Raw genomic sequence first — 25,187 nt, 5'->3', positions numbered from 1 at the left:
CTTGAACCTAGCGTGAAAACGTGTAGGCACAAGGGTTATTCCCGTTGTACCTACACTCTACTAAAGAGCCTTGTAGGTATTTTGTCTACAAGGCTCTTTTTATTTTCGGTTTAGGTGAATGAAATGGGCATACATTAGAAAGGGAAAGGTGTGAGAATTTAGATGACAAAATGGAAACGGGCAAACCCAAATGGAACGAGAGACTATTTATTCGAAGAATGTACGTTAATTGAAGAGGTGGAGCAAAAATTAAGACGTACTTTTTTAGGGCGAGGTTATGAGGAAATAAGGACACCTACAATTGAATTTTATGATGTTTTTGCCTTTCAAAATAGACCGATAGATGAAGAAAAGATGTATAAATTTTTTGATGAAAAGGGACGGATTATCGTGTTACGTCCAGATATGACAATTCCTTTAGCGAGAGTGATGGGAACGCAGAGGTGGGATACGCCGCTTAAACTGACGTATGGCGGGAATGTATTTCGGGCGAATGAGTCCCTTACTGGAAAATATAATGAAATTGTACAAAGTGGTATTGAAATTATAGGTATTGATAATGTAAGAGCTGAAATTGAATGCGTCATAAGCGTCATTCAATCACTTCAAAAGGTGAAGGTACAATCTTTTACAATAGAGATTGGGCAAGTGCAATTATATAAATGTATTGTAAAAAAACTCTCCATTCATGAGGAAGAAGAGAGAGTACTTAGGACATACATTGAAAGTAAAAATTATGCGGCTCTATCAAATTTTATTAGAGAAAAGAAATTAGATCGATGTGATGAAACAGTAAGATTACTTGAGAAGTTACCAAGGCTATTTGGGAACTTAGAAGTGATTGAGGAAGCAGAAAAACTCGCCTCAAGTAATGAAATGAAAATGGCGATTGCAAGAGTGAAAGAAATATATGAAGCAATTGAAAAACTAGGCTATGGATCTTACATATCAATTGATTTAGGTATGATCCAACATTTAGATTACTATACGGGAGTTATTTTCAAAGGGTATATATATGAAATAGGAGAAGAAATTGTTAGTGGCGGAAGATATGATGAGTTAATTGGAAATTTTGGAGAGATGCTGCCAGCTGTTGGACTCGCGGTGCAAGTCAATCAAATTGTGAAGGCGCTGCAAGAGCAACAAGAACCATATGAACGAAAGGGAATAGATATTATTATTCATTATGAGTTAAATAGATTAGCAGAAGCGGAAAGATTACGAAATTCACTTCAAAAGGACGGGAAAAAAGTAGAGCTATCCTTATTCTCTAATGTAAAAGACACCTTTCAATTTGCAAGAAAAAATCAAATAGTAACGGTCGTTGAGGCGAAGAACGAATCATTAGTGGAATATGTATGGAAAGAGAAATGGGTAGTCAAGAAAGAAGGAGAAAATTCATGCGTAACATTCAAATTGCGTTAACGAAAGGAAGATTAGAAAAACATGTGATTCCGCTCTTTGAGCAGATTGGAATTGATTGTTCGGAGCTCAAAAATAAAGGACGAAAGCTTGTCTTTCAAAGTAAAAATACAGATATCTCATTTATTTTAGTGAAAGCAGTAGATGTTGCTACTTATGTAGAACATGGAGTAGCTGATATTGGGGTCGTTGGAAAAGATATTTTAATGGAAAACGAGAAAGATATTTATGAAATGTTAGATTTAGGAGTAGGTGTGTGTAAGTTTTGTGTTGCTTCTATTCCTACTTATAATCCGAAGAGCTACCGGAAGAAACGCATTGCGACGAAATATCCACATATTACTTCTAACTATTTTCATGATAAAGGGGAGGATGTAGAAATTATAAAAATAGAAGGTTCTGTAGAAATCGCTCCTATTCTTGGATTGGCAGATGCGATTGTTGATATTGTGGAAACAGGAAAAACATTACAAGAAAATGGGCTCATTGTATTTGAGGAAATGTGTTCTATATCTGCTCGAATGATTGTAAATAAGGCTGCATTAAAAACTAAAAAAGACGAAATATTCAGTATTGTAAATATGATGGAGCAAGAAATTTTGTCAGGAAAATAGGGGGACTTGTAATGGAGATAGTTTTTGAAGATTTTCAAAAGGCGTTATCGAAAATAAAATTGCTACGAGAAAACGCTAATATAATAGAAGAAACTGTTCAAAGAAGTGTAAGCGAAATCGTTCGAAAGGTAAGGAAGAGTACGGATGAGGCTCTATCTTTTTATACAAAAAAGTTTGATGGTGTGGAGATTAAAGAGTTTCGTGTAAGTGAGGAAGAAATAAAACGAGCGGGTATGTTTGTAGAGAATTCATTTTTAGAAGCGTTACAAGAGGCGAAGAAAAACATTATTTCTTATCACGAAAAGCAAAAAAGGCAATCCATATTCGATTGCACGAGTGAAGGCATTATTAGAGGGCAAATCATTCGGCCGTTAGAAAATATAGGGGTATATGTGCCGGGCGGAACTGCTTCGTATCCTTCGTCAGTATTAATGAATGTATTGCCAGCAAAACTCGCTGGTGTGAAAAAGATTGTAATGGTAACACCACCAAGGCAAGGGGGGATTGATCCACATATTTTAGTTGCTGCAAGCCTTGCAGGGGTAGATGAAATTTATACGATAGGTGGTGCGCAAGCAATTGCTGCTTTAGCATATGGGACGGAATCGATTCCAAAAGTGGATAAAATAGTTGGACCAGGAAATTTGTACGTCGCTCTGGCGAAACGAGAAGTATACGGAATAGTAAATATCGATATGATTGCTGGACCGTCAGAAATTGTAGTTATTGCTGATGAAACCGGTAATGCAAAATATATCGCTGCTGATTTATTATCACAAGCAGAACATGACGAGAGAGCAACAACAATTTGTATTACAACGAATATAGAGTTAGCAAAAGAAGTAGAAAGAGAGATAGAAAGACAGTTAAAAACATTACCAAGAAGCGAAATTGCACGTGAATCGATAAATAGAAATGGAGCTATCTTTATCGTTCCTTCTTTAGATGAGGCGCTACAATTATCGAATGAAATCGCTCCAGAACATTTAGAGTTACATATAAAAGAACCGATGAATGCTCTAGCTTATGTGAAACATGCAGGATCTATCTTTCTTGGTCCATATGCACCGGAGCCGCTCGGTGATTATTTAGCAGGACCGAATCACGTGTTACCGACAAGTGGAACGGCAAGGTTTTTCTCACCGTTATCAGTCGATGATTTCGTGAAAAAATCAAGCTTTCTGTCTTATACGGAGGAAGCGTTAAGAGATGTACAACATCATATTGTAGAACTTGCCAATAAAGAAGGGTTACATGCGCATGCGAGAGCAATTCAAATAAGATTTGAGGAGGAAGAATAATGCGTGAGTGCAGTCAAATACGTGAGACGACAGAAACAAAAATCAAATTAAGTTTGCAGCTTGATGAAGGCAAGAACGTTTCTGTACAAACGGGAGTTGGATTTTTTGATCATATGCTAACTTTATTTGCAAGGCATGGAAGATTCGGTTTACAAGTGGAGGCGGAAGGCGATGTATTCGTTGATGCGCATCATACAGTTGAAGATGTTGGAATTGTACTCGGAAATTGTTTGAAAGAAGCATTGCAAAATAAAGAGGGGATTAACCGTTATGGCTCCGCATATGTACCGATGGATGAATCTTTAGGTTTTGTCGCAATTGATATTAGCGGGCGCTCATATATTGTATTTCAAGGAGAATTAACGAATCCGAAGCTAGGGGATTTTGATACAGAACTAACAGAAGAATTTTTTAGAGCAGTTGCTCATGCTGCCAATATTACATTACACGCTCGCATTTTATACGGAAGCAATACACATCACAAAGTTGAAGCATTATTTAAAGCGTTTGGTAGAGCGCTTAGAGAAGCAGTCGAAAGAAATGCCAGCATTACTGGTGTAAATTCCACGAAAGGGATGTTGTAATTGATTGTTATTATAGATTATGGAATGGGAAATATTCGCAGTGTGGAACAAGCATTACAATATATTGGAGCAGAGTACATCGTAACAGGTGATAAAGAAAAGATTTTTAGAAGTGATGGAGTGATCTTACCAGGAGTAGGTACATTTCCGAAAGCGATGGATGTATTGGAAGAAAAAAATTTAGTGCGTGTGTTAAAAGAAGTCGGGCGTTCAGGAAAACCGCTTCTGGGCATTTGCCTAGGGATGCAGCTTTTATTTGAAAAAAGTGAGGAACTACAAGACTGTAACGGATTAAGTTTATTGCCAGGTGTTATTCGAAAGTTAAAGGTTCCTTATAAAATTCCACATATGGGATGGAATGAGTTAAAGAAAGAGGGAGAAATAGCACTTTGGAATGGAGTAGAGGACGGTTCTTTCGTATATTATGTTCACTCTTATTATGCAGATTGTCCAAATGAAATTGTGTATGGAATAAGTGAATATGGAGTGAAAGTACCTGGTTTTGTAGCAAAAGGAAATATATACGGCGCACAGTTTCATCCTGAAAAAAGTGGTGACATTGGGATGCAAATGTTAAAAAATTTCAAAGGGGTGGTAGAAGCATGGAAATCTTCCCAGCTATCGATGTAAAAGAGGGTCGATGTGTTAGACTTTATCAAGGAGAGTTTAGTAAAGAAACAGTAATGAATGAAGATCCGGTTGCGCAAGCGATTATATTCGAAAAATTGGGAGCGAAAAAGTTGCACATTGTTGATTTAGATGGCGCAATTGCTGGCGAGTCAGTAAATTTGCTCGTTATTGAAAGAATTTGCAAGGCAGTACGTATTCCTGTGCAAGTTGGAGGAGGAATTCGATCACTTGTAGCGGTAGAGAAGTTATTGTCAGTAGGTGTAGATAAAGTGATTTTAGGAACAGCTGCTCTTTATGATAAGGAATTTTTAGAAGAAGCAGTTCTTCTATATAAAGAGAAAATCATTGTTGGAATTGATGCGAAAAATGGTTTCGTAGCAACGAGAGGCTGGCTTGATGTGTCTGAAATTTCTTACATTTATTTAGCAAAGCAAATGGAGAATGTAGGTGTTCAAACGATTGTGTTTACAGACATTTCGAAAGACGGGACACTTGCAGGACCGAATTTAGAGCAATTGGAGTTACTACAAAAAAGTGTGAGCATTCGTCTTATTGCTTCTGGAGGAGTGGCATCTATTCAAGATGTGAAAAAATTAAATGATATGAATATATACGGCGTCATAATTGGTAAGGCTCTTTATGAGAAAACGATTGATTTAGAAGAAGTGTTAGAGGTAACAAAGTTATGTTAGCGAAACGCATTATTCCATGTCTAGATGTGAAAGAGGGCCGAGTCGTAAAGGGTGTAAATTTTATAGGGTTACAAGACGTCGGTGATCCTGTTGAAATAGCCGCTTTATATAATGAAGCGGGAGCAGATGAGATTGTATTTTTAGATATTACAGCAACGCATGAAGGACGAAAAACAATTATAGATGTTGTAGAAAAAACAGCTTCGAAAGTATTTATTCCTCTTACAGTTGGCGGGGGGATTTCAAGTGTTAAAGATATGTACAATTTACTAAGAGCTGGAGCGGATAAAGTTTCAATCAACTCAGCGGCAGTGCGAAATCCAAAGCTAATTGAAGAAGGGGCAGAACACTTTGGCTCACAATGTATTGTCGTAGCAATTGATGCTAGAAAAGTAGCAGAAGAAAAGTGGAATGTTTATGTGAACGGCGGAAGAGTTGATACGGGTATGGATGCAATCGGGTGGGCAAAACGCGTTGCCGAGCTAGGGGCAGGCGAAATTTTGTTAACGAGTATGGATGCAGATGGAACGAAAAACGGGTATGATTTTCGTTTAACAGAAGAAATTTCAAAAAGCGTTTCCGTACCAGTCATCGCGTCAGGCGGATGTGGTCACGTTGATCACATTATAGAAGTTTTTCAAAAGACAACAGTTGATGCAGCACTTGCGGCATCCATCTTTCATTATGGTGAGGCGACAGTGCAGGACGTAAAGAGAAAATTAAGAAATGCAAATGTTGAGGTGCGGTTATGAAACCTAACTTTTCAAAAGGATTATTACCAGCAGTTGTAATTGAAGAAGGGACAAAAGAAGTTTTAATGCTAGCTTATATGAATGAAGGAGCATATGAAAAAACGCTAGAAACGAAAAGAACATGGTTTTATTCTCGTTCAAGACAATCGTTATGGAATAAAGGAGAAACATCAGGAAATGTCCAATATGTGCAATCTCTTTATTTAGATTGTGATCAAGATGCAATTATTGTTGTCGTAAAGCAAGTGGGACCTGCTTGTCATACAGGAGAGAAAACATGTTTTCACTACCAAATTATATAGGGGGATACATATGGAAAATGCCTTTAAATTACTATTTGAAACAATTGAAGAACGAAAGGGAAATCCACTTCCTGAATCGTATACAAATTATTTATTTTCAAAAGGAGAAGATAAAATTTTAAAGAAAATTGGTGAAGAATGCACGGAAGTAATTATCGCATCTAAAAATAATGACAAAGAAGAATTAGTGAAAGAAATGGTTGATGTATTGTATCACTGCTTTGTTTTATTAGCTGAAAAAAATATATCATTAGAAGATGTTATGGAGGAAGTGACAGAAAGAAATGGGAAGCTTTCGCGAGTAGGGGACAGAAGTGAAATAGATACGTTATAAGGGGGAAATGTAGATGAAGGTGGATTATCACATTCATTTAGAAGAAGGGCCATATTCAATAGGATGGCTAGCTAAAATAAATGAAGTGTTACAACATTATGAACCACTTACAGAAGAAAAACATTCTATGGAATGGCTTGTGAAAACACAAGAACGCCTGCAAAGACGTGTGAAAGAAGGGCCATTTACAACGAAATGGATTGATTTATATTTAGAAGAAGCTTTGCGAAAAGGTATAAAAGAAGTTGGTATTGTCGATCATTTATACCGTTTTTATGAAGCGAAAGAATACTATGAAAGATATGTCGATATAAGTGATTCAGGGCTTGGTCGTTTACAGAAGGGATGGTTAGACCAAGTAAGGGTAACGTCACTGCATGATTTTACAAAGGCAATTGAAGAGGCGAAAGAACGATGGAGTAAACGAGGCGTGACGCTAAAACTTGGAATTGAAGCGGATTATTTTATTGGTGGTGAACAAGAATTACAATCTTTACTCGCATTAGGAGATTTTGATTATGTAATTGGTTCTGTTCATTTTTTTAATGGATGGGGATTTGATAATCCAGATACGAAAGAATATTTTAAGGAACATGACTTATATGCTTTATATGATACGTTTTTCAAAACGGTTGAGTGTGCAGTTCGCTCTAATTTATTTGATATTATAGCTCATCTTGATAACATAAAAGTATTTAATTATCGGTTAGATGAAAATGAACAACTTTCTTATTATAAGGAAATTGCGCGTGCGTTAGTAGAAACAAATACGGCAACGGAAATAAATGCGGGATTATACTATCGCTATCCTGTGCGCGAAATGTGTCCGAGTCCGCTATATTTACAAGTACTAGCTAAGCATGGCGTTCCGGTTACTCTCTCCTCAGATGCTCATTATCCGAATGATTTAGGAAAATATGTGGCAGAGAATATAAAGACGTTACGTAATCATGATATTTCTCACGTAGCTACATTTACGAAACGAGTAAGAACGATGAGATTACTGGAAGAAGAAGTAACAATTTCAAAATGATCACGATTTTTTGATGAAAACCACCCTTTTTGTTCAAAATAAGAAAGAATAAAAAGGAGGGTAAGAAATGGCGAAACAGCAAAATAAACAAAATGTACAAGATGCACAGCAACAAGCTTATACTTCTGAAACGAATGCTACATCTCAATCAGTTATTGAGGAACAAATTAGCGATACAGTTGCAGAAGGAACGATCGATGTAAAGCTTGGACAAGAATCGCAAGAGAAAGCGTAAGAAAAGGGGAGAGATGAATCTCCTCTTTTCTTATGGGTAAAAAATGTCGATTTTCAAAACTATGATCAAATTCCTTGGTTTTTATAGGTGGATTTCTTACAATGAAAGATAAGAGATATCTTATTTTTTATAGAAGAGGTGTTAGTAGTGGTAAAAATATTAGTAGCAGGGAAAATTCCAGCAATCGGATTAGAACTATTAAAGGATCATGATGTAGAAATGTACGATAAAGATGCGTTAATTTCTTTAGATGAATTAACAGATCGTGTAAAAGATAAAGATGCATTGTTAAGTCTACTTTCTACAAAGGTGACAAAAGAAGTTATTGATGCGGCACCTAATTTGAAGATTGTTGCAAACTACGGTGCTGGTTACGATAATATTGATTACTCGTATGCCGGAGAAAAAGGGATTGCGGTAACGAATACACCGAAAGTATCAACTGAAGCGACAGCAGAATTAACATTTGCACTTCTTTTAGCAGCTGCACGTAGAATTCCTGAAGGCGATACATTATGTCGTACAACTGGATTTAATGGATGGGCGCCATTATTTTTCTTAGGCCGTGAAGTACATGGTAAAACAATTGGAATTATTGGCCTTGGAGAAATCGGAAAGGCAGTTGCAAAGCGTGCGAAAGCGTTTGGAATGAATGTTTTATATACAGGTCCAAATCGAAAGCCTGAAGCTGAAAGTGAACTGGAAGCAACATATGTAACATTGGAAGAATTATTACAAACAGCAGACTTTATTACAATTAACTGTGCTTATAATCCGAAATTGCATCATATGATTGATGATGAACAGTTTAAAATGATGAAGAAAACAGCGTATATTGTAAATGCTTCACGTGGACCAATTATGAATGAAGCGGCACTTGCTCATGCATTAAAAACGAATGAAATTGAAGGAGCAGCTCTTGACGTGTTTGAATTTGAACCGAAAATTACAGAAGAGCTAAAAGGATTAAAGAATGTAGTACTTGCTCCTCACGTAGGAAATGCAACATTCGAAACTCGTGATGCGATGGCTGAAATGGCAGTAAGAAATATTTTAGCCGTATTAAACGGTGAAGAGCCTGTAACACCTGTAAATCAAAAAGTAGTAGTTACAAAATAAAAAGAAACCTTCCGGAATCGGAAGGTTTCTTATTTTTCTTTATTTGCTCTTTTAGATGGTCTTTGTCTAAGAAATTGAGATAGCATATACAAAATATATAGTGGAATAGCAATGAATAAGAAAACAGAAAAATTACCGAACCCTGTTTGGTACATTGTGATAATGATTCCGACTAGAAATAGTGTAATAATGATGCTATATCGTGGAATTGGTACATCTTTTAAACTTGGGATACGAATGCGGCTCACCATTAAAAATGCGAACGTTACAAATACTGTAATAAGAACGATTTTTGGAATGGTATGTGAAAATAATGTTAAGAAAGCAACAAGCCCTCCCGCTGCTGTAATCGGTACCCCAGTGAAATATTTCATTGAAGTAGAAGATGGTGTTACATTAAATCGTGCTAAACGGTATGCTCCGAAAAGAGGGAATAGTCCCGCTATGTATAGTCCGATGATTCCGTAATTGGAGAAAGATGTGTAATACATGAGAACAGCAGGTGCTGCACCAAATGTTACGACATCCGCCAGCGAGTCAAGCTCTTTTCCCATTTGTGAATCAACACGTAATAAACGAGCAACACGCCCATCAAGACTATCTAACATCATCCCGATAAGTACTAAAATAGCAGCTGATTTATAATATCCTAAAGATGCATAGCCGATTGACAAGAATCCACTATATAAATTTCCGAGCGTAAATAAGTTTGGAATAGCTGCTCTATACAAAATCTGATCCCTTGCTTTCTGTAATAAATTCTTAATTAGTTTATGAAATTTTACTTATTTTATCATACCATAAATTTCTTCCTCATACGAAAAAAATTCCCAATTTGTGAAAGATTTCATAGCGGAATGATTTGAAAAATAAGTAAAAAAAGAAGCAACTTTTATAAAAGTTGCTTCTGGCGCTATTCAAATTTCGTTGTCATTGTTCCGGTTTTATAACGATTGTTAGGGTCGAAACGTAATAAGTCTCCATAAATGAGTTTGTCGGAGAGTTTCAATTCAGTTTTTGCTTTTTCAATATTTGGTTGACATAATGAAATGTCCGCTTCTTCACCTGTATTTCGTTTATAGCACATGTTTTTTGTATAAACATAGTTTTCCGAAACGAAGCTACCATCACGCATTACCATAAGTGGATCTTCTTCTTTAATAAATAGGTCAGTTCCAAATTCAACTGATTGATTTGTTTTAATACCAAGTAAATGAAGTAGCGTTGGTTTAATATCAATTTGACCAGATACTTTAGAAATGACTTTTCCTTCTTGACCAGGTACATGAATAATGAGAGGGACGCGTTGTAATTGCATAGAATCAAACGGTGTAATAGCGTCTTTCCCAAGGAACTGAGCCATAGCTGCATTATGGTTTTCAGAAATACCGTAATGATCTCCATAAATGACAATAACGGAATTATCATACAGTCCTTCCTCTTTTAATTGTTTAATAAATAGTTTAAGAGCTTCATCCGTGTAACGAACGGTTGGGAAGTAGCGGTTTACAACACCACTTTCCGAATTAAACTCATCAACATATTGATCTTCTGGATTTAGAAGAAATGGAAAATGATTTGTTAAAGTAATAAATTTTGTATAGAACGGTTGTGGTAAAGATTTTAGCTTTGGAATTGATTGTTCAAAGAATCCTTTATCTTTTAATCCCCAACCGACAGACATTTGTTCTGTGCCTACGTAATCATTTAAATTAAAGTAACGATCATATCCAAGTGCAGGATACATTACATCACGATTCCAAAACGTTTTATCGTTTGAATGGAAGACAGCAGAAGAATATCCGTATTTTTTTAATTGTTCTGGTGTAGCTGTATATTCATTTGTTGCGTGAGTAAAGAATACAGAACCGCGGTCTAGCGGATAAAGTGAATTTTCAACGATAAATTCAGCATCAGAAGTTTTACCTTGTCCCGTTTGATGATAGAAGTTATCGAAATAAAAACTATCTTTAATAAATTCATTTAAAAATGGAGTGATTTCTTTTCCATTTATTTTTTTATTAATAACAAAACTTTGTGTAGATTCCATTGAAATCAAAATTACATTTTTACCTTTTGCAGCTCCAAATAAGTTTTTATCAACTTGCTTATCTTTTGAGTCTGTATAGTTTTTAATTTCAGAGAACCCGTCACCACTTGCAAATACACGTTCAGCCGAAGATTTAGATTGAAGTGTAATATCAAATAGATGATATGTGTATAAACCTAAATTTTTCACGACAGTTTGACGATCAAATGAGCGTGAGAACATTTGTGGTTTATAAATAACTGAAACGACAATTTGTAATGCTAATAGAGCTGTTACACCGCTAAAGAAAGTTCGCTTCTCAGAGCGAGAAAGTGGCGTCTTGTCGCAAAATGCTGGGAATTTACGTGAAAGAAACATTAAAATAATTGCATCTGCAAATAAAAGTAATGTTTTGTACGTAAAGAGTTCTTTTATACTTGTCCCTAAATCAGCCATATTATTTGTTTGAAATAAAACTGGGAACGTAACGAAATCGTTATAAAACCCATAAAACATTGCATTTCCAAATAAAATAAAGGACAGTATAAAACTGATTCCAACTATAATGCGGTTTCGGTGTTTAGATGCAAGTAAAGCAAAACCGAAAAATAAAAGTAACGCAGCTAGTGGATTAATAAAAAGCATAAATTCTTCAAAGAAGTTATCAATTTTAATATCAAATGCTAGCTTGTACACAATATATGTTTTTATCCATAATAAAACGACTGCAACGAGTGCAAATCGCAGTTTTGGAAACAGACGTTGTAGCATAATATACTCCTCTCCTAAAAAGCATGACAGTTCTTGTGAGCCGGTTTGGTTAGCACCTCATTTTATATATACGAACAGTCCTTTGTTATTATGTTTATTATACTATGAGTATCATTATACGAAAATAAAAGAGAGTTGTGGGCTTTTTTATAATAATTGAGTAGAAAAAGGGCAGTGGGAGACAATAAAACGGAGTTTCTATGTATGATAATTATCGTGCGCAGAAAGAATCGTGTAATAATACGGAGGTTATAATGCGAAAATTATTATATTTTATAGTATGCAGTAGTGTTATACTTTTTGCTTCACCGAGTGTGTCGGTAGCCCAATATGATGCACCTCTTATGGAAGATGCCCTTTATTCTGTTTTATTTCCGAAAATAAATAAAGCAATTGAAAAACAATATGGGAGCTTGAAGCCTTATCAATGTCCTAAAATTATTAGTTTAAAAAAAGTGTATAGCGGTACATATTTATTTCAAGCAAGTATTGAAGTAACGAAGTATGAACGAGTTGCTGGGAAAATTGCTCCACCATTTGAGAAGGTAACGATTACATTTAATAATGAAGAAGGGGAATGGGAAGTGTCAAAGATTTCAGTAAAGCGCTTACCAAATGATACGAAATTAAACTGTAAAAAAACAATATAAAAAATTGTTTGACAAATAAAATGGTCCTTTGGTATTGTTAATAGCAACAATTAGATGTTTGAAAATTAAATAGACTTACCTCATCTACTCTCAAAGGTAGAGGCCGCGATAGGAAAGAGTAAGCTATGGGAGATTTAATGGAATCTGTGATCATAGGTTGAAAGGGACTATTGCCGAAATATAAGAATAACCATCTTATTCATATATTGGGACTACATTGAATAAATGTAGTACTGTCATAATATTTCTTTTATGGAGAGCTATTTGGAGATGTTGATGCGGTTTCTTATTTTGAGGAGATAACAACTCGTTTATTTTTTCAATATATATTTTTCCTAATAAGAAACGCGTGTGAACATTGTTCCGCGCGTTTTTTGTCTATCTAAAAGCGTGCTGCAATGAATAGAAGATTGGGGTTATGAGTTTTAGAGGAAATAAGGGAGGAATTCAAATGTATTTACACGGCACAAGCCGAATCAATGGGCAAGGACACTTAGAAATTGGAGGGTGCGATACGACGCAGCTAGCAAAACAATACGGAACACCACTTTATGTATACGATGAAGAGTCAATTCGAGGAAAGTGCCGCGCGTTTCATCGTGCGTTTAAAGAAAGTGGTTTCTCTTATCAAGTAGCATATGCAAGCAAGGCGTTCTTGTGCATGGAGATGTGCCGAGTGGCTCGTGAAGAGAATATGTCATTAGATGTTGTTTCTGGAGGAGAATTATATACTGCGCTGCAAGCAGGATTTCCGGCATCACGCATTCATTTTCACGGAAATAATAAAACAGAAGAAGAAATTGTGATGGCTCTTCAGGCAAATATTGGTTGTTTTGTCGTAGATAATTTCTTGGAATTAGAAATTTTGCATGATTTAGCAGTGCAACATGGGAAATTTGTGAACATATTAATTCGTGTAACGCCCGGAGTAGAGGCGCACACACATGAATATATTACAACAGGCCAAGATGATTCGAAATTTGGATTTGGCGTGTCAAATGGTCAAGCGATGCAAGTGATTGAGATTGCTTTACAAAAATCAAATTATAACGTGTTAGGGATTCATTCACATATCGGATCACAAATATTTGAAACGGCCGGCTTTGTGCGAGCGATTGAAGTTCTTCGTCAATTTTTAGAACAAGTGAGAGAGCGAACAAACTATGTAGTAAAAGTGCTAAATGTAGGCGGAGGATTCGGAATACGCTACACAGAGTCAGATACACCATTAACTCTTGAGACATATGTGCGAGCTGTAACAAGTGCGGTGAGGGAACAATTTACGGTATGTAATTATCCCTTGCCAGAAATATGGGTTGAACCAGGCCGTAGTATTGTAGGGGATGCTGGAACGACAATTTATACAGTCGGATCTGTGAAAGACATTCCTGGTATTCGGAAATATGTATCAGTGGATGGTGGGATGACTGATAATTTAAGACCTGCTTTATATAACGCTCGTTATGAAGCGATGTTAGCGAATCGAGGGAATGATGAGAATGAGGAACTTGTTTCGATTGCTGGGAAGTGCTGTGAGAGTGGAGATATGTTAATTTGGGATATCACTCTACCGAAAGTTGCTTCAGCCGATTTACTAGCAATTTCTTGTACAGGGGCATACGGGTACTCGATGGCGAATAATTATAATCGGATTCGTAGACCAGCTGTCGTCTTCGCGAAGGGCGGCACATCACAAATTGTTGTAGAGCGTGAAACATATGAAAATATTATTGGGAACGATCGCATACGTATTAAAGAACTTGTTTAAATGAGGAAAAAGGAGTTGTTCGGATGGGCAATTCCTTTTTTATAAAATAAAATAATTAAAATATATCGGAAAACTAGGATTGAAAAAAATCAGAATTGTGATAAAATACAAATACAAAGCTTATCAAGAGAAGCTGAGGGAACTGGCCCGACGAAGCTCGGCAACCTGCTTATAGAAAGCAAGGTGCTAAATCCAGCAAAATGGAATCCATTTTGAAAGATAAGGTAAAATATATTACCGAACAGTCTTTTCGAAATGGGAAAGATTTTTTTTATGAATAAAAAGGGGGGCTGTTCGCGTGAGTGTACGGGAACATTTTGAGGAAGTATCTGAGAAAATTCAAGCGATGCTTGCTGATATGAAATATGGTTCAATTACAATTGTTGTGCAAGATGGGAAAGTCATTCAATTAGAGAAAAGTGAAAAGGTACGTTTAAAGTAAAAAGCGCTGACTAGAAAAACTAGAGGCGGTTTTAACCTATTATATTAGGTTAAAACCGCCTTTTTGCTTTTACAGGGGGAAAGAACATGTTGACGTATGAAACGTGGGAAGAAAATAATGTTTCATTTTCAGAAGAAGATGAAACGAAAGGCGCGCTATCAGTATTAAGTTGGGCTTATAAAGAATATAAAAGTGAAATTGTATACGCATGTAGCTTCGGAGTGGAAGGGATGGTATTGCTGCATCTTATAAACCAAGTAAATCCATCTGCTAAAGTTGTATTTTTAGATACGAATGTTCATTTTCAAGAAACGTATGAATTAATTCAAAAAGTGCGGAAACGATTTCCTTCATTAAATATTATAGAAAAACAGCCGGAACTTACGCTTGATGAACAAGCGAAGTTGCATGGTGAGAAATTATGGGAAAGTAATCCGAACCTTTGTTGTAAAATTAGAAAAATTTTACCGTTAGAAAAATCATTAGCAGCGGAAAAAGCGTGGATATCGGGTTTAAGGAGGGAACAATCAGAAACGCGTAAGCATACAAAGTTTATAAATCAAGATCATCGCTTTCAATCTATTAAAGTTTGTCCACTCATTCATTGGACGTGGAAAGAAGTGTGGCGGTATGTATACAAACATAGCTTGCCGTATAACCCGCTACATGATGTTGGATATCCAAGCATTGGGTGTGAGAAGTGTACGTTACCTGTAGGTGAGGGTGGCGATTCGAGAGATGGTAGGTGGTCTGGGAAAGTGAAAACAGAATGTGGTCTTCATTACCAATAAGATGAATTTGAAAATAAAGCTAAGAGAGGAAATAGAAAATGAGTACAAGAAACGAATTAATAAATCGTATAGACGAGACTTACGACTTATCACAAATCGAAAAAGAAATTGAACTAGACAACATTTCGTTAAGTGATTTAGAGCTATTAGCGACAGGGGGATATAGCCCACTTACTGGTTTTTTAGGAAAGAAAGATTATGATTCGGTCGTAGAAACGCTTCGCTTAGCAAACGGGAGCGTATGGAGTATACCGATTACATTACCAGTAACAGAAGAAGTAGCAGAGAGTCTGAAAGCTGGAGAGGAAGTAAAACTTGTTAATGCTGAAAATGTATATGGTGTCATTCAAATAGAAGATATTTTTGTGCCTGATAAGGAAAAAGAAGCGTTACTTGTGTATAAAACGACGGATGAGGCTCATCCAGGAGTGAAAAAATTATATGAACGACCGAACGTTTATGTCGGGGGAGCCATTATTCTTACAAAACGCTTTGAAAGTAATCCGTTTCCTTCTTATCATTTAGATCCAATTGAAACGAGAGAAGAATTTAAAAAACGTGGTTGGAAAACAGTGGTTGGATTTCAAACGAGAAATCCGGTACATCGTGCCCATGAATACATTCAAAAATCTGCCCTTGAAATTGTAGATGGTCTCTTTTTAAATCCACTCGTTGGGGAAACGAAGTCGGACGATATTCCTGCTGATGTAAGGATGGAAAGCTATGAAGTATTACTTCAAAACTATTATCCGAAAGATCGTGTCTTTTTAGGTGTATTTCCTGCAGCAATGCGTTACGCAGGACCGAGGGAAGCGATATTCCATGCATTAGTCAGAAAGAATTTTGGATGCACCCACTTTATCGTAGGGCGCGATCATGCAGGAGTAGGAGATTATTACGGGACTTATGAAGCACAAGAAATTTTTACAAACTTTACAGTGGAAGAGTTAGGAATTACACCGTTATTTTTTGAACATAGTTTTTACTGCACGAAATGTGAAGCGATGGCTTCGACGAAAACATGCCCACACGGAAAAGAGGATCATGTCATTTTATCAGGTACGAAAGTAAGAGAACTATTAAGAAACGGTGAGGTTCCGCCGAGTACATTTAGTCGTAAAGAAGTAGTGGAAGTGCTAATTAAAGGTTTGAAAAAAGAAGTAGTAACAGAATAGGGAGAGAATGACATGGATACGAATATTACTTGGCATACAGCATCTGTTTCAAAAGATGAGAGAAGAGTAAGAAATGGGCATCATAGTTTTGTAGTTTGGTTTACTGGTCTATCAGCTTCAGGTAAATCTACGGTGGCGAACGCGGTTGCTCGTAAACTATTTGAAAAGAATATTGGAAACTATGTACTAGATGGAGATAATGTACGCCACGGTTTAAATAAAGACTTAGGTTTTTCTGAAAGTGATCGTATGGAAAATATAAGACGGATTGGTGAAGTGGCGAAGCTATTTGTAGATCAAGGTACTGTTGTTCTTACAGCGTTTATTTCACCGTTTCGAGTAGACCGAAAACAAGTTAGAGATCTATTAGCAGCAGATGAGTTTATAGAAGTGTTTGTAAAATGTCCAATTGAAGAGTGTGAAAAACGTGATCCAAAAGGGTTATACAAAAAGGCAAGACAGGGTGATATTAAAGAGTTTACTGGTGTTGATTCACCGTATGAGGAGCCAGAGAAAGCAGAGTTAATTGTAGAAACGCACAAGTATTCTATTGAAGAATGTGCAGAACAAATCGTGAAGTACTTACAAGAGCGTGGTTTTACCCCGCTATTTGCCGGGTAGTAGAACTCCCATCTCAAAATTTGGCTAGGGCAAAGAAGTTAGGTGAGAAATGAACTGCCCGTTAATGCCCGATTGGTTCAACTAATAATCAGTGGGGGATGAACACTCCCCACTGATTAAAGTTTCACTTTATATAGGGGGATAAAAAATGAGTTATGAAAAAGTATGGGCTAACAATGAAAAATTAAATCAGACTGAGAAAAATAAATTGAAAAAAGATGGATTGGAAATCTTTAATGATATTCCTTACTATGCAGAAAATGGCTTCGAATCTATTCCGAAAGAAGAGTGGGACGCATTCAAATGGGCAGGGTTGTATTTACAACGTCCCAAAGAAGCTGGTTATTTTATGATGCGTGTAAATATTCCATCAGGGATTATTACGAACGCGCAGGCAGAAGTGCTTGCTTCTATCGCTGAAGATTATGGGCGTGACGTAATAGATATTACGACAAGACAGGCGATTCAGTTTCATTGGTTAGAAATTCATCAAATTCCAGATATTTTTAAAAGATTAGCAAGAGTTGGGTTATCTTCAGCGGGGGCGTGTGGTGATATAACGCGTAATATTACAGGGAATCCACTTGCTGGTATTGATGCAAATGAACTGTTTGATACAACGGGTATTGTGAAAGAGGTATATGATTATTTCCAACATAATGAAGAGTTTTCTAACTTACCGCGTAAATTTAAAATGTCTATTAGTTCTAACATTTATAATTCAGCAAACGCAGAGATTAACTGTGTTGCATTTACACCTGCAACGAAAGAGATAGATGGTGAGAAAAAAGTTGGTTTTCATATAAAAGTAGGCGGTGGATTATCAGCCCGTCCATATTTAGCTGATGAATTAGATGTATTCGTTTTACCAGAAGAAGTGAAGGGGGTAGCAATTGCGATTGCTACGATATTCCGTGATTTTGGATACCGTGAAAAACGTCATTTAGCCCGTTTGAAATTTCTAGTTGCAGACTGGGGAGCAGAGAAATTTAAAGAGAAACTAATAGAGTATATAGGACCATTGCAAAGTAAAGGAGAAAGTGCTCTCAAAGGATGGAATGCGGGATACTTTTATGGTGTTCAAGATCAAAAACAAGATGGACTAAAATATGTAGGTTTTAATGTGCCGGTAGGACGTCTACATGCGGAAGAAATGTTTGAGATTGCAAGAATTGCTAAGCAGTATGGAAATGGACAGATTCGTACATGTAATTCGCAAAACTTCATTATTCCGAATGTTCCGCCAGAAAATGTGACGGGTTTACTAAATGAGCCGTTGTTTGAAGCCATATCAGCAAGTCCAAAATCGTTTATTGGTCATGCAGTTTCCTGCACCGGTATTGAATATTGCAATCTTGCTTTAGTAGAAACGAAAGAAAGATTGCGAAAAATTGCCGAATACTTAGATACACAAATTGCACTCGATGTTCCGGTTCGTATTCATATGGTAGGGTGCCCGAATTCATGTGGTCAACGTCAAATTGCTGACATTGGATTACAAGGGGTGAAAATGAAAACGAAGGAAAAAGGAATTGTTGAAGCATTTGAAATATACGTAGGTGGAACATTGTTAGATGGCGGTGCTTACAATCAAAAGTTAAAAGGGAAAATAGATGGCGAGGATCTACCTGATGTACTTGCATCATTTATAAGCTATTTCAAAGAGAATAAATTACCAGCTGAAACGTTTTATGATTTTGTCGGCCGTGTTGGTATAGAGACATTACAAATAGCGTTAAATACTGTGTTAGAAGAAGTAATAGCGTCTTAGGAGGGACAATATGGATTTATATCGATTTGAAGCTGTGTTAGTAAATAGTATTGTTCCGATTGTTGTTGTTGCTCAAAGTGAAGAACAGGCATTTAAGCTCGCGGAGATAGAGCTTGAAAAACATTTTTTACCGTTACCAGAAGTAAAGGAGATTGCCCTATTTGAAAAAAAGAAGATTCGAAAAGGTGCAGCATTTGTTATTCATGAGTAGGGAAAAGGTAATACGAAATAATGAAAACTTCCATTCGTATATAAGGATGGAAGTTTCACTTTAATAGTAGAAATGAGGAGAGATGATGGGGAAGGTTTATATCGTTGGTGCAGGTCCGGGTGATCCAGAGTTAATTACTGTGAAAGGGGTGAAATGTATTGAGAAGGCAGACGTTATTTTATACGACCGTCTCGTGAATAAAGAGTTACTTTCATACGCAAAGCCTGAAGCAGATTTAATTTATTGCGGAAAACTACCAAATTATCACACGATGAAGCAAGAGACGATTAACACGTTTCTTATTAAATATGCGAAAAAGGGAAAAGTTGTAACGAGACTTAAGGGCGGCGATCCATTTGTATTTGGTAGAGGAGGAGAAGAAGCTGAAGCGTTAGCAAAGCAAGGTGTACCATTTGAAATCGTTCCTGGTATTTCAGCTGGAATAGCTGCTCCTGCTTATGCTGGCATTCCAGTGACACATCGTGATGCAAGTGCAAGTTTTGCTATTGTGACAGGGCATAGGAAAGAAGGTGCTGAAGAGGAAGTGAAGTGGGAAAATTTAGCGAAAGGTGTAGAGACTTTAGCCGTATATATGGGGGTTAGCAATTTACCCTACATATGTGAACAACTGATGAAGCATGGAAAAGACAAAAGTACACCTGCTGCTATTATTGAGCGGGGAACGACATCAATGCAGCGCACAGTTGTTGGGACGTTAGGAACAATTGTGGATGTTGCAAAAAAAGAACAAATTCAAAATCCGAGCATGATTGTAATTGGAGAAGTGGTCCGTTTTAGAGAAAAAATCCATTGGTTTGAGAAACAGACAGAAAGTACCTATCAAGTAAGTGGAGTGTTATAAAATGAAAGCCATCTTATATATATGCCATGGAAGTCGTTTGAAAGCAGCTAAAGAAGAAGCGGTTGCATTTATTACATCATGCATGAACCGTGTAGAGGCAAGTATTCAAGAAATTTGTTTTTTAGAGTTAGCGAGCCCAACGATTAATGAAGGGTTCCGTACATGTGTGAAGCGTGGTGCTACAGAGATTATTGTTATTCCAGTTTTTTTATTAGCGGCAGGTCATGTGAAAAAAGATATACCGTTTGAATTGGAAAAGTTAAATAATCAATTTTCGAATGTTAAAGTGACCTACGGTAACCCGTTTGGTGTATCAGAAACACTTGTGAAATCGGTGTATAGCGGAAGTGGCATTGAACAGGAAGATAAGAATGAAGTGACGCTACTTCTCGTTGCAAGAGGGAGTAGTGATCCTGAAGTATTAAGAGATATAAACTGGATTGCTTCTTTATTTCAACATGAAGAGAAAATTAAAAAAGTAGAGGTTTGTTATTTAGCGGCTGCCGAGCCGAAATTTGAGGAGAAGTTAAAGGAAGTTGTTGAACGAAAAGAAAAGAATATCGTTGTACTGCCTTATTTATTATTTACAGGTTTACTTATGAAACACATTGAAAAAGAAGTGCGCCAATATGAGTTGGATGAGATAAAAATAAGTCCGTATTTAGGAAAGAATGCAGCATTTCAATATATGTTAATTCAGAAAACGAAGAAATTATTGAAGGGAGATCAATATGTATCCACTTACAGTGCGAGTTGAGAAGAAACGTGTTGTTGTCATTGGTGGAGGAAAAGTCGCGGGATTCAAAATTGTTCCTTTACTAAAACAAGGTGCGGATATAGTTGTGATAAGTCCTGAATTGGATGCGAATTTAGTGAAACTAGTGGAAGAAAAGCAAATTCGTTGGTATCAAAGGGAGTATGAAAAAAGTGATATTCAAGGTGCTTTTTTAGTCGTTGCAGCGAGTAGTGATGCCGTATTAAATGAACAAATTGCTGAAGATAGCACAGAGAATCAGTTAGTAAATGTTATTACGAACCCGGAAAGTGGCAATGTTCATTTTCCGGCGGCAATTCATCGTGGATTATTGAATGTGGCTGTTTCTACTGGAGGAGCAAGTCCGAAACTGGCAAAAAAAATTCGTGATGATATCGCAAATAAATATGATGAGGCGTATGGATCGTATCTTGATTTTTTATACGAAGTTAGAATAAAAGTGAAAGAATTACAAATAGAGAAAAGAGAGAGAAATATATTGTTGCAAGAAGTATTAAAGTCGATATATGTTCAAAATGAACAAAAAAGAGAATTGTTTTTACAAGAATTAGAGAGAAGAGTTCATATAGGATAATGAATAAATTGTACTTTACAACTATAAAAATATAATTTATAATCACAAGTAACTTCAATAAATGAAATCGATGAGCAAGAAGAGTATGTATATTTGATACGTTCAGAGAGCTGGGATAAGGTGGGAGCCCGGTACGATAAAATATACAGAATGGGCTTGCGAGAGGTATGTTGAACATTGTAGTAGGCAACCCGGGTTCCGCCGTTAAAAGGATAGAGTATCGGAGTTTTCCTGTACTTGAACAAGTGGGATTTATCAATCCAATTGAGGTGGTACCACGGTATTTACATTACATATATCGTCCTCTACATGCATATTTGCGTGTAGGGGACTTTTTTATTTTCTAAAGGAGGTGTGCGAGTATGAAATGAAAGTGTATAATTAACAAAAGTTTAAATATTCAGAAAAGGAGAATTTATGATGAAAGAAACACAGCAATGGACGTCGAAAATAGGCTTTGTACTCGCAGCAGCCGGAGCCGCAGTAGGTCTTGGTGCCATATGGAAATTTCCGTATGTTGCAGGTAATGGTGGGGGAGGCGCATTCTTCCTTGTATTTTTACTATTAACTGTATTTATAGGTATGCCGCTTCTTTTAGCTGAATTTGTTATTGGACGTAGTACTCAAAAAGAGGCAGTTACAGCGTATAAAGTATTGGTGCCAAATAGCAAGTTATATCCTTGGATTGGTCGCATGGGAGTTGTTACTTGTTTTAGTGTACTCTCTTTTTATAGTGTTGTAGGTGGATGGATTTTACTGTACTTATATTATAGTGTTACAGGGAGCTTCTGGAATGGTGTTGTTGATTATGGAAAATTATTTGGTGAAACGATTTCAAATCCAGTAAGCGCGATTGGAGCGCAATTTATCTTTATGCTTTGTACTATTTTTGTAGTAAGTAAAGGTGTAGAGAAGGGAATAGAAAAGGCAAGTAAGTATATGATGCCGCTATTATTTATTTTGTTTATTGCAATCATTATTCGTGCGTTAACACTCGATGGTGCTTTTGCTGGGGTAGAGTTCTTCTTGAAACCAGATTTTTCAAAGCTGACAGCAAATACGATTTTATACGCGATGGGACAATCGTTCTTCTCGCTAACAGTAGGTGCCTCAGTAATGGTCACGTATAGTTCGTACTTGAAGAAAGAAGAACATTTAGCTAAATCAGCAACATCTATTGTAAGTTTAACTGTTTTTATTACAGTACTTGCAGGATTAGCAATTTTCCCGGCAATTTTCGCATTAGGCGTTAAGCCGACTGAAGGACCAGGACTACTGTTTATCGTCCTTCCAGCAGTATTTGCGAAAATACCATTTGGACAATTTTTCTTCATTATGTTTTTAGTTTTATTTTTCTTTGCAACTTTAACATCTGCGATTTCCATGCTTGAAATTGTAGTAGCATCTGTTGCGAAAGATAATGAGAAAAAGCGTCCGTCAGCATCATTATTAATTGGTATTCTTATTTTTGCAGTTGGAATCCCGTCAGCATTATCGTTTGGAATTATGAGTGATGTGAAAATATTTGGTAAGACATTCTTTGATTTCGTCGATTTTTCGGTAAGTAATGTATTACTGCCGCTCGGAGTACTAGCCATTTCACTATTCGTACCAAATAAAATGAGTAAAGAAATGTTAATGAAAGAATTAGAAGTTACGGAAACGAAAGGGAAAACATTATTTAATATTTGGTTCTTCTTGCTTCGTTATGTTATTCCAGTAACTGTAATTATTGTATTTTTAAATGCGATAGGCGTATTTAAAATGTTTGCATAATAAAAAGACGGAGATTTCTCCGTCTTTTTATTATGTTGTAGGTGTATTCACTAAACGATTATACGCTTTATAGGCTGTGACGACAGCAATGAATGATCCGATTAAAAATAATGCTGAGCCGCCAAATGTAAATAACCGGCCAATGTAAGTTTCTCTAGCTTCTTCTATTTTCTGTTGTAATTGTGTATTCATATGATTCACCTCGTAAAATATGGGCATTTAGTTGTAGTCTATGTGGAATGCCTATAGTGTGTGAAGTGGAAATAAAAAAAACTCGGTATGAACCGAGTTTTTTTATAATCCGATATAAGAAGATGGATCCACTGCGTTTGTCTTACCGACATTCCATTCGCCAAGGTGAAGTTCGAAGTGTAAATGCTGCCCGTATGATTGGCCAGTATTTCCCATGAATCCAAGTTGAGTGCCTTGTTTTACAGTTTGTCCATTTGATACAGAACGGCTACTCATATGAGCATATACTGTCGTATATGTTTTTCCGTTTATACGGTGAGATAAGTACACAACGTTTCCGTAACTAGATGATAATTCCGAGCGGATAACAACGCCATCAGCAGCGGCAATAATTGGAACGGTTCCTGAAGCTGCGATATCGATTCCTTTATGGTTATCTATAGAGCGCACGCCAAACCCAGAAGTTTTTGATCCAGCTGCTGGCTTAATAAACCCGCCAATATTTGTATCGTGTGGTGTTGGAGCTGCTTGAGCTGTTTGAGCAGATGTAGTAGCTTGTTTACGAGCTTCTTCCGCCTTGCGAGCTTCTTCAGCTTTACGAGCCTCTTCGGCACGTTTTTCTTCTTCAATTGCTTTTTGAACAGCTTGACGCTGATTTTCTAAAATGCCTTTAGATTCTTCTAATCCTTCAATCTCTGAATCTACTTTTGCTACTTTCGTATGTAGATCGCTAATAAAGGTTTGCTGCTGTTGTTGGTTATTTTGTAATTCTTGCTGTTTTTGTTCTAATTTTTGCTCGGATTCTTTCAGTTGTTGTTCTTTTTTCTCAACAGCCTCTTTTTCTTTCGCCACAGCATTTTGGTCAGTTGTTTGTTTTTTCACAATATCTGTATCATTGTTTAAAATTAAACTTACAGAGTACATATTATCAACAAGATCAGCAATGTTTGTAGAATTTGTTAATACCTCTGTAATGATGTTTGTACGAGGTTTTTCTTGCATAGATTGTAAACGTTGTTTAATAACTTCCTGACGCGTATCTATGTTTGTTTGTAATTGCTCTATATGTTTCTTTTTTTCAGTAATTATTTGTTGTGTTTTACTAATTTCTTTTTTTGTATCGTTTAATTCAGCTTCGTTTTTATTAATAGAAGTAGTTAAGTCATCAATTTTCTTTTGTAATTCTTGAATTTCTTTTTCTATTTGTTCTTTCTCAGCTGATTTATTTTGTAAGTCATTTTGTTTTCCTTCTAATTCAGATTGAATATTAGATAATTTATCTTGATTCGTTTCAGCGTATACGGGTGAAAGTAACGGAGAAACAAAAAGTGTTCCTGCTGCTAAAACACTAAACGCTGCAAATTTCTTTTTCATGGTTGTCTGGCTCCTTTCCCTATGAATGTTATATATCATAAGAAGAAGAGTGTCTATCGTTGTAACCATAATGTAAAGAAAATTTTATAAAGTTGCTAAGTTTTGTCGGAATTTATCATTTTTCAACAGTATTTGTAATGGTAATTTTATTTTTTTAGTTTGTGCAACAAAGTTGTATTCTAGATTTTATCTGTAAAATAAAGGGAAAAAATCGTGATTTTATATAGCGAAATTCAAGTTGAAAACCCACTAAAATACTAGTGAGGAATCGTTCTCATGTTAGGTTTTCTGACATGGGTTTTATTTTTGTCAAGAAAATTATTTGTGTTCAGGAAAAGTTATTTTGTTGTCAGATTTAATTTTTTGATTTATGATTTTTAACAGGGA

General features: G+C 36.3%; 28 protein-coding genes, 2 riboswitches and 1 other annotated feature. Of the genes, 24 read left to right on the top strand and 4 right to left on the bottom strand.

All coding sequences use genetic code 11. The features are described 5' to 3' along the window. The first annotated feature begins 162 nt into the window (after positions 1 to 162). The 12 genes from ACUN0F_RS26515 (at position 163) to ACUN0F_RS26460 (ending at position 9,018) form a co-directional block, all read left to right on the top strand. Entirely contained in the window at positions 163 to 1,425 is a 1,263-nt protein-coding gene (locus ACUN0F_RS26515) for an ATP phosphoribosyltransferase regulatory subunit (RefSeq protein ID WP_445540439.1), read from the top strand. Beyond that, a complete protein-coding gene (hisG, locus tag ACUN0F_RS26510) occupies positions 1,401 to 2,036 on the top strand; it encodes an ATP phosphoribosyltransferase (RefSeq protein WP_001244476.1) in 636 nt (211 codons plus the stop codon). The genes ACUN0F_RS26515 and hisG overlap by 25 nt, the downstream gene beginning before the upstream one ends. Positions 2,037 to 2,047: 11 nt before the next feature. Next, positions 2,048 to 3,337, top strand: a complete 1,290-nt coding sequence (gene hisD, locus ACUN0F_RS26505) for a histidinol dehydrogenase (RefSeq protein WP_445540438.1) — start codon at positions 2,048 to 2,050, stop codon at positions 3,335 to 3,337. Then, positions 3,337 to 3,921 (top strand): imidazoleglycerol-phosphate dehydratase HisB, encoded by a 585-nt coding sequence (gene hisB, locus ACUN0F_RS26500; protein WP_001206365.1) that lies wholly within the window; start codon positions 3,337 to 3,339, stop codon positions 3,919 to 3,921. Before hisD ends, hisB begins: the two co-directional genes overlap by 1 nt. Then, complete coding sequence (gene hisH, locus ACUN0F_RS26495) at positions 3,922 to 4,551, top strand: imidazole glycerol phosphate synthase subunit HisH (RefSeq protein ID WP_445540437.1); 630 nt, start codon at positions 3,922 to 3,924, stop codon at positions 4,549 to 4,551. Further along, positions 4,524 to 5,243: a 1-(5-phosphoribosyl)-5-[(5-phosphoribosylamino)methylideneamino]imidazole-4-carboxamide isomerase gene (hisA, locus tag ACUN0F_RS26490; RefSeq protein WP_445540436.1), complete on the top strand. Its 720-nt coding sequence runs from the start codon at positions 4,524 to 4,526 to the stop codon at positions 5,241 to 5,243. Before hisH ends, hisA begins: the two co-directional genes overlap by 28 nt. Beyond that, positions 5,237 to 5,995, top strand: a complete 759-nt coding sequence (gene hisF / locus ACUN0F_RS26485; RefSeq protein ID WP_445540435.1) for an imidazoleglycerol phosphate synthase cyclase subunit — start codon at positions 5,237 to 5,239, stop codon at positions 5,993 to 5,995. The genes hisA and hisF overlap by 7 nt, the downstream gene beginning before the upstream one ends. Then, positions 5,992 to 6,297, top strand: coding sequence for a phosphoribosyl-AMP cyclohydrolase (hisI, locus tag ACUN0F_RS26480; RefSeq protein ID WP_445540434.1), 306 nt, complete (start codon positions 5,992 to 5,994; stop codon positions 6,295 to 6,297). The genes hisF and hisI (ACUN0F_RS26480) overlap by 4 nt, the downstream gene beginning before the upstream one ends. 10 nt (positions 6,298 to 6,307) lie before the next feature. Next, positions 6,308 to 6,631, top strand: coding sequence for a phosphoribosyl-ATP pyrophosphatase (gene hisI, locus ACUN0F_RS26475; protein ID WP_000426349.1), 324 nt, complete (start codon positions 6,308 to 6,310; stop codon positions 6,629 to 6,631). Positions 6,632 to 6,644: 13 nt separating this feature from the next. Beyond that, complete coding sequence (locus tag ACUN0F_RS26470; protein WP_445540433.1) at positions 6,645 to 7,664, top strand: histidinol phosphate phosphatase domain-containing protein; 1,020 nt, start codon at positions 6,645 to 6,647, stop codon at positions 7,662 to 7,664. A 67-nt stretch (positions 7,665 to 7,731) separates the two neighbouring features. After that, the gene (locus tag ACUN0F_RS26465; protein WP_060489524.1) at positions 7,732 to 7,899 is read left to right on the top strand and encodes a DUF4025 domain-containing protein; all 168 of its coding nucleotides are present in this window, start codon (positions 7,732 to 7,734) and stop codon (positions 7,897 to 7,899) included. Between the two features lie 147 nt (positions 7,900 to 8,046). Next, positions 8,047 to 9,018, top strand: a complete 972-nt coding sequence (locus ACUN0F_RS26460) for an NAD(P)-dependent oxidoreductase (protein ID WP_445540432.1) — start codon at positions 8,047 to 8,049, stop codon at positions 9,016 to 9,018. Positions 9,019 to 9,047: 29 nt separating this feature from the next. Here ACUN0F_RS26460 and pssA read toward each other — a convergent pair whose 3' ends face one another. Beyond that, positions 9,048 to 9,749, bottom strand: coding sequence for a CDP-diacylglycerol--serine O-phosphatidyltransferase (pssA, locus tag ACUN0F_RS26455; protein ID WP_000285422.1), 702 nt, complete (start codon positions 9,747 to 9,749; stop codon positions 9,048 to 9,050). A gap of 182 nt (positions 9,750 to 9,931) precedes the next feature. Continuing rightward, positions 9,932 to 11,818, bottom strand: coding sequence for an LTA synthase family protein (locus ACUN0F_RS26450; RefSeq protein WP_046955254.1), 1,887 nt, complete (start codon positions 11,816 to 11,818; stop codon positions 9,932 to 9,934). A gap of 254 nt (positions 11,819 to 12,072) precedes the next feature. Between ACUN0F_RS26450 and ACUN0F_RS26445 the strand changes: the two genes are divergently transcribed. The 12 genes from ACUN0F_RS26445 to ACUN0F_RS26390 all read left to right on the top strand — a co-directional run bounded on the left by ACUN0F_RS26445 (position 12,073) and on the right by ACUN0F_RS26390 (position 23,234). Then, entirely contained in the window at positions 12,073 to 12,468 is a 396-nt protein-coding gene (locus ACUN0F_RS26445; RefSeq protein WP_001228833.1) for a DUF3888 domain-containing protein, read from the top strand. Between the two features lie 89 nt (positions 12,469 to 12,557). Beyond that, positions 12,558 to 12,739: riboswitch (Lysine riboswitch) on the top strand. 180 nt (positions 12,740 to 12,919) lie between these two features. Then, the gene (gene lysA / locus ACUN0F_RS26440; protein WP_000280662.1) at positions 12,920 to 14,236 is read left to right on the top strand and encodes a diaminopimelate decarboxylase; all 1,317 of its coding nucleotides are present in this window, start codon (positions 12,920 to 12,922) and stop codon (positions 14,234 to 14,236) included. A 117-nt stretch (positions 14,237 to 14,353) separates the two neighbouring features. After that, a riboswitch (SAM riboswitch) is annotated at positions 14,354 to 14,462 on the top strand. Between the two features lie 72 nt (positions 14,463 to 14,534). Next, positions 14,535 to 14,678 (top strand): YezD family protein, encoded by a 144-nt coding sequence (locus ACUN0F_RS26435; protein ID WP_000116163.1) that lies wholly within the window; start codon positions 14,535 to 14,537, stop codon positions 14,676 to 14,678. Between the two features lie 86 nt (positions 14,679 to 14,764). Then, positions 14,765 to 15,469, top strand: coding sequence for a phosphoadenylyl-sulfate reductase (locus ACUN0F_RS26430; RefSeq protein WP_075308704.1), 705 nt, complete (start codon positions 14,765 to 14,767; stop codon positions 15,467 to 15,469). A gap of 38 nt (positions 15,470 to 15,507) precedes the next feature. Further along, the gene (gene sat, locus ACUN0F_RS26425) at positions 15,508 to 16,644 is read left to right on the top strand and encodes a sulfate adenylyltransferase (protein WP_264461866.1); all 1,137 of its coding nucleotides are present in this window, start codon (positions 15,508 to 15,510) and stop codon (positions 16,642 to 16,644) included. A gap of 12 nt (positions 16,645 to 16,656) precedes the next feature. Further along, positions 16,657 to 17,265, top strand: coding sequence for an adenylyl-sulfate kinase (gene cysC / locus ACUN0F_RS26420; RefSeq protein WP_445540431.1), 609 nt, complete (start codon positions 16,657 to 16,659; stop codon positions 17,263 to 17,265). A gap of 148 nt (positions 17,266 to 17,413) precedes the next feature. Continuing rightward, positions 17,414 to 19,036 carry a nitrite/sulfite reductase gene (locus ACUN0F_RS26415; protein WP_353836324.1) on the top strand — a complete coding sequence of 541 codons (1,623 nt, stop codon included), beginning with the start codon at positions 17,414 to 17,416 and terminating at the stop codon, positions 19,034 to 19,036. A gap of 10 nt (positions 19,037 to 19,046) precedes the next feature. Then, positions 19,047 to 19,247: a DUF3906 family protein gene (locus ACUN0F_RS26410; protein ID WP_264461868.1), complete on the top strand. Its 201-nt coding sequence runs from the start codon at positions 19,047 to 19,049 to the stop codon at positions 19,245 to 19,247. 85 nt (positions 19,248 to 19,332) lie between these two features. Further along, positions 19,333 to 20,109, top strand: coding sequence for a uroporphyrinogen-III C-methyltransferase (gene cobA, locus ACUN0F_RS26405; protein ID WP_445540430.1), 777 nt, complete (start codon positions 19,333 to 19,335; stop codon positions 20,107 to 20,109). A gap of 1 nt (position 20,110) precedes the next feature. Continuing rightward, complete coding sequence (locus ACUN0F_RS26400) at positions 20,111 to 20,866, top strand: sirohydrochlorin chelatase (RefSeq protein WP_445540429.1); 756 nt, start codon at positions 20,111 to 20,113, stop codon at positions 20,864 to 20,866. Next, a complete protein-coding gene (locus tag ACUN0F_RS26395; RefSeq protein ID WP_445540428.1) occupies positions 20,841 to 21,458 on the top strand; it encodes an NAD(P)-binding protein in 618 nt (205 codons plus the stop codon). Before ACUN0F_RS26400 ends, ACUN0F_RS26395 begins: the two co-directional genes overlap by 26 nt. Positions 21,459 to 21,519: 61 nt before the next feature. After that, positions 21,520 to 21,767 (top strand) — a binding site (T-box leader). Positions 21,768 to 21,878: 111 nt separating this feature from the next. Next, the gene (locus ACUN0F_RS26390) at positions 21,879 to 23,234 is read left to right on the top strand and encodes a sodium-dependent transporter (protein WP_445540427.1); all 1,356 of its coding nucleotides are present in this window, start codon (positions 21,879 to 21,881) and stop codon (positions 23,232 to 23,234) included. Positions 23,235 to 23,264: 30 nt separating this feature from the next. On the opposite strand, the gene ACUN0F_RS26385 is transcribed toward ACUN0F_RS26390, so the two are convergent. Both ACUN0F_RS26385 and ACUN0F_RS26380 read right to left on the bottom strand, forming a co-directional pair. Then, positions 23,265 to 23,426: a hypothetical protein gene (locus ACUN0F_RS26385; RefSeq protein ID WP_001096004.1), complete on the bottom strand. Its 162-nt coding sequence runs from the start codon at positions 23,424 to 23,426 to the stop codon at positions 23,265 to 23,267. 102 nt (positions 23,427 to 23,528) lie between these two features. After that, entirely contained in the window at positions 23,529 to 24,800 is a 1,272-nt protein-coding gene (locus ACUN0F_RS26380; protein WP_060489543.1) for a murein hydrolase activator EnvC family protein, read from the bottom strand. Between the last annotated feature and the right edge of the window lie 387 nt (positions 24,801 to 25,187).

This window comes from Bacillus sp. 1A, assembly GCF_052682215.1.
The sequence above is the reverse complement of the archived record's forward strand: the minus strand, read 5'-3'. Positions and strand labels throughout refer to the sequence as shown.

Bases quoted from the DNA above. Each gene is read 5' to 3' on its own strand.
- ACUN0F_RS26400 (WP_445540429.1), top strand. From the start codon at position 20,111: ATGAAAGCCATCTTATATATATGCCATGGAAGTCGTTTGAAAGCAGCT.
- hisI (WP_000426349.1), top strand. From the start codon at position 6,308: ATGGAAAATGCCTTTAAATTACTATTTGAAACAATTGAAGAACGAAAG.
- hisD (WP_445540438.1), top strand. From the start codon at position 2,048: ATGGAGATAGTTTTTGAAGATTTTCAAAAGGCGTTATCGAAAATAAAA.
- ACUN0F_RS26410 (WP_264461868.1), top strand. From the start codon at position 19,047: ATGGATTTATATCGATTTGAAGCTGTGTTAGTAAATAGTATTGTTCCG.
- ACUN0F_RS26415 (WP_353836324.1), top strand. From the start codon at position 17,414: ATGAGTTATGAAAAAGTATGGGCTAACAATGAAAAATTAAATCAGACT.
- ACUN0F_RS26385 (WP_001096004.1), bottom strand. From the start codon at position 23,426: ATGAATACACAATTACAACAGAAAATAGAAGAAGCTAGAGAAACTTAC.
- cysC (WP_445540431.1), top strand. From the start codon at position 16,657: ATGGATACGAATATTACTTGGCATACAGCATCTGTTTCAAAAGATGAG.
- sat (WP_264461866.1), top strand. From the start codon at position 15,508: ATGAGTACAAGAAACGAATTAATAAATCGTATAGACGAGACTTACGAC.
- hisI (WP_445540434.1), top strand. From the start codon at position 5,992: ATGAAACCTAACTTTTCAAAAGGATTATTACCAGCAGTTGTAATTGAA.
- ACUN0F_RS26395 (WP_445540428.1), top strand. From the start codon at position 20,841: ATGTATCCACTTACAGTGCGAGTTGAGAAGAAACGTGTTGTTGTCATT.
- ACUN0F_RS26380 (WP_060489543.1), bottom strand. From the start codon at position 24,800: ATGAAAAAGAAATTTGCAGCGTTTAGTGTTTTAGCAGCAGGAACACTT.
- ACUN0F_RS26470 (WP_445540433.1), top strand. From the start codon at position 6,645: ATGAAGGTGGATTATCACATTCATTTAGAAGAAGGGCCATATTCAATA.
- ACUN0F_RS26390 (WP_445540427.1), top strand. From the start codon at position 21,879: ATGAAAGAAACACAGCAATGGACGTCGAAAATAGGCTTTGTACTCGCA.
- hisG (WP_001244476.1), top strand. From the start codon at position 1,401: ATGCGTAACATTCAAATTGCGTTAACGAAAGGAAGATTAGAAAAACAT.
- ACUN0F_RS26465 (WP_060489524.1), top strand. From the start codon at position 7,732: ATGGCGAAACAGCAAAATAAACAAAATGTACAAGATGCACAGCAACAA.
- ACUN0F_RS26515 (WP_445540439.1), top strand. From the start codon at position 163: ATGACAAAATGGAAACGGGCAAACCCAAATGGAACGAGAGACTATTTA.
- hisA (WP_445540436.1), top strand. From the start codon at position 4,524: ATGGAAATCTTCCCAGCTATCGATGTAAAAGAGGGTCGATGTGTTAGA.
- cobA (WP_445540430.1), top strand. From the start codon at position 19,333: ATGGGGAAGGTTTATATCGTTGGTGCAGGTCCGGGTGATCCAGAGTTA.
- ACUN0F_RS26430 (WP_075308704.1), top strand. From the start codon at position 14,765: ATGTTGACGTATGAAACGTGGGAAGAAAATAATGTTTCATTTTCAGAA.
- ACUN0F_RS26445 (WP_001228833.1), top strand. From the start codon at position 12,073: ATGCGAAAATTATTATATTTTATAGTATGCAGTAGTGTTATACTTTTT.
- hisB (WP_001206365.1), top strand. From the start codon at position 3,337: ATGCGTGAGTGCAGTCAAATACGTGAGACGACAGAAACAAAAATCAAA.
- ACUN0F_RS26450 (WP_046955254.1), bottom strand. From the start codon at position 11,818: ATGCTACAACGTCTGTTTCCAAAACTGCGATTTGCACTCGTTGCAGTC.
- hisF (WP_445540435.1), top strand. From the start codon at position 5,237: ATGTTAGCGAAACGCATTATTCCATGTCTAGATGTGAAAGAGGGCCGA.
- lysA (WP_000280662.1), top strand. From the start codon at position 12,920: ATGTATTTACACGGCACAAGCCGAATCAATGGGCAAGGACACTTAGAA.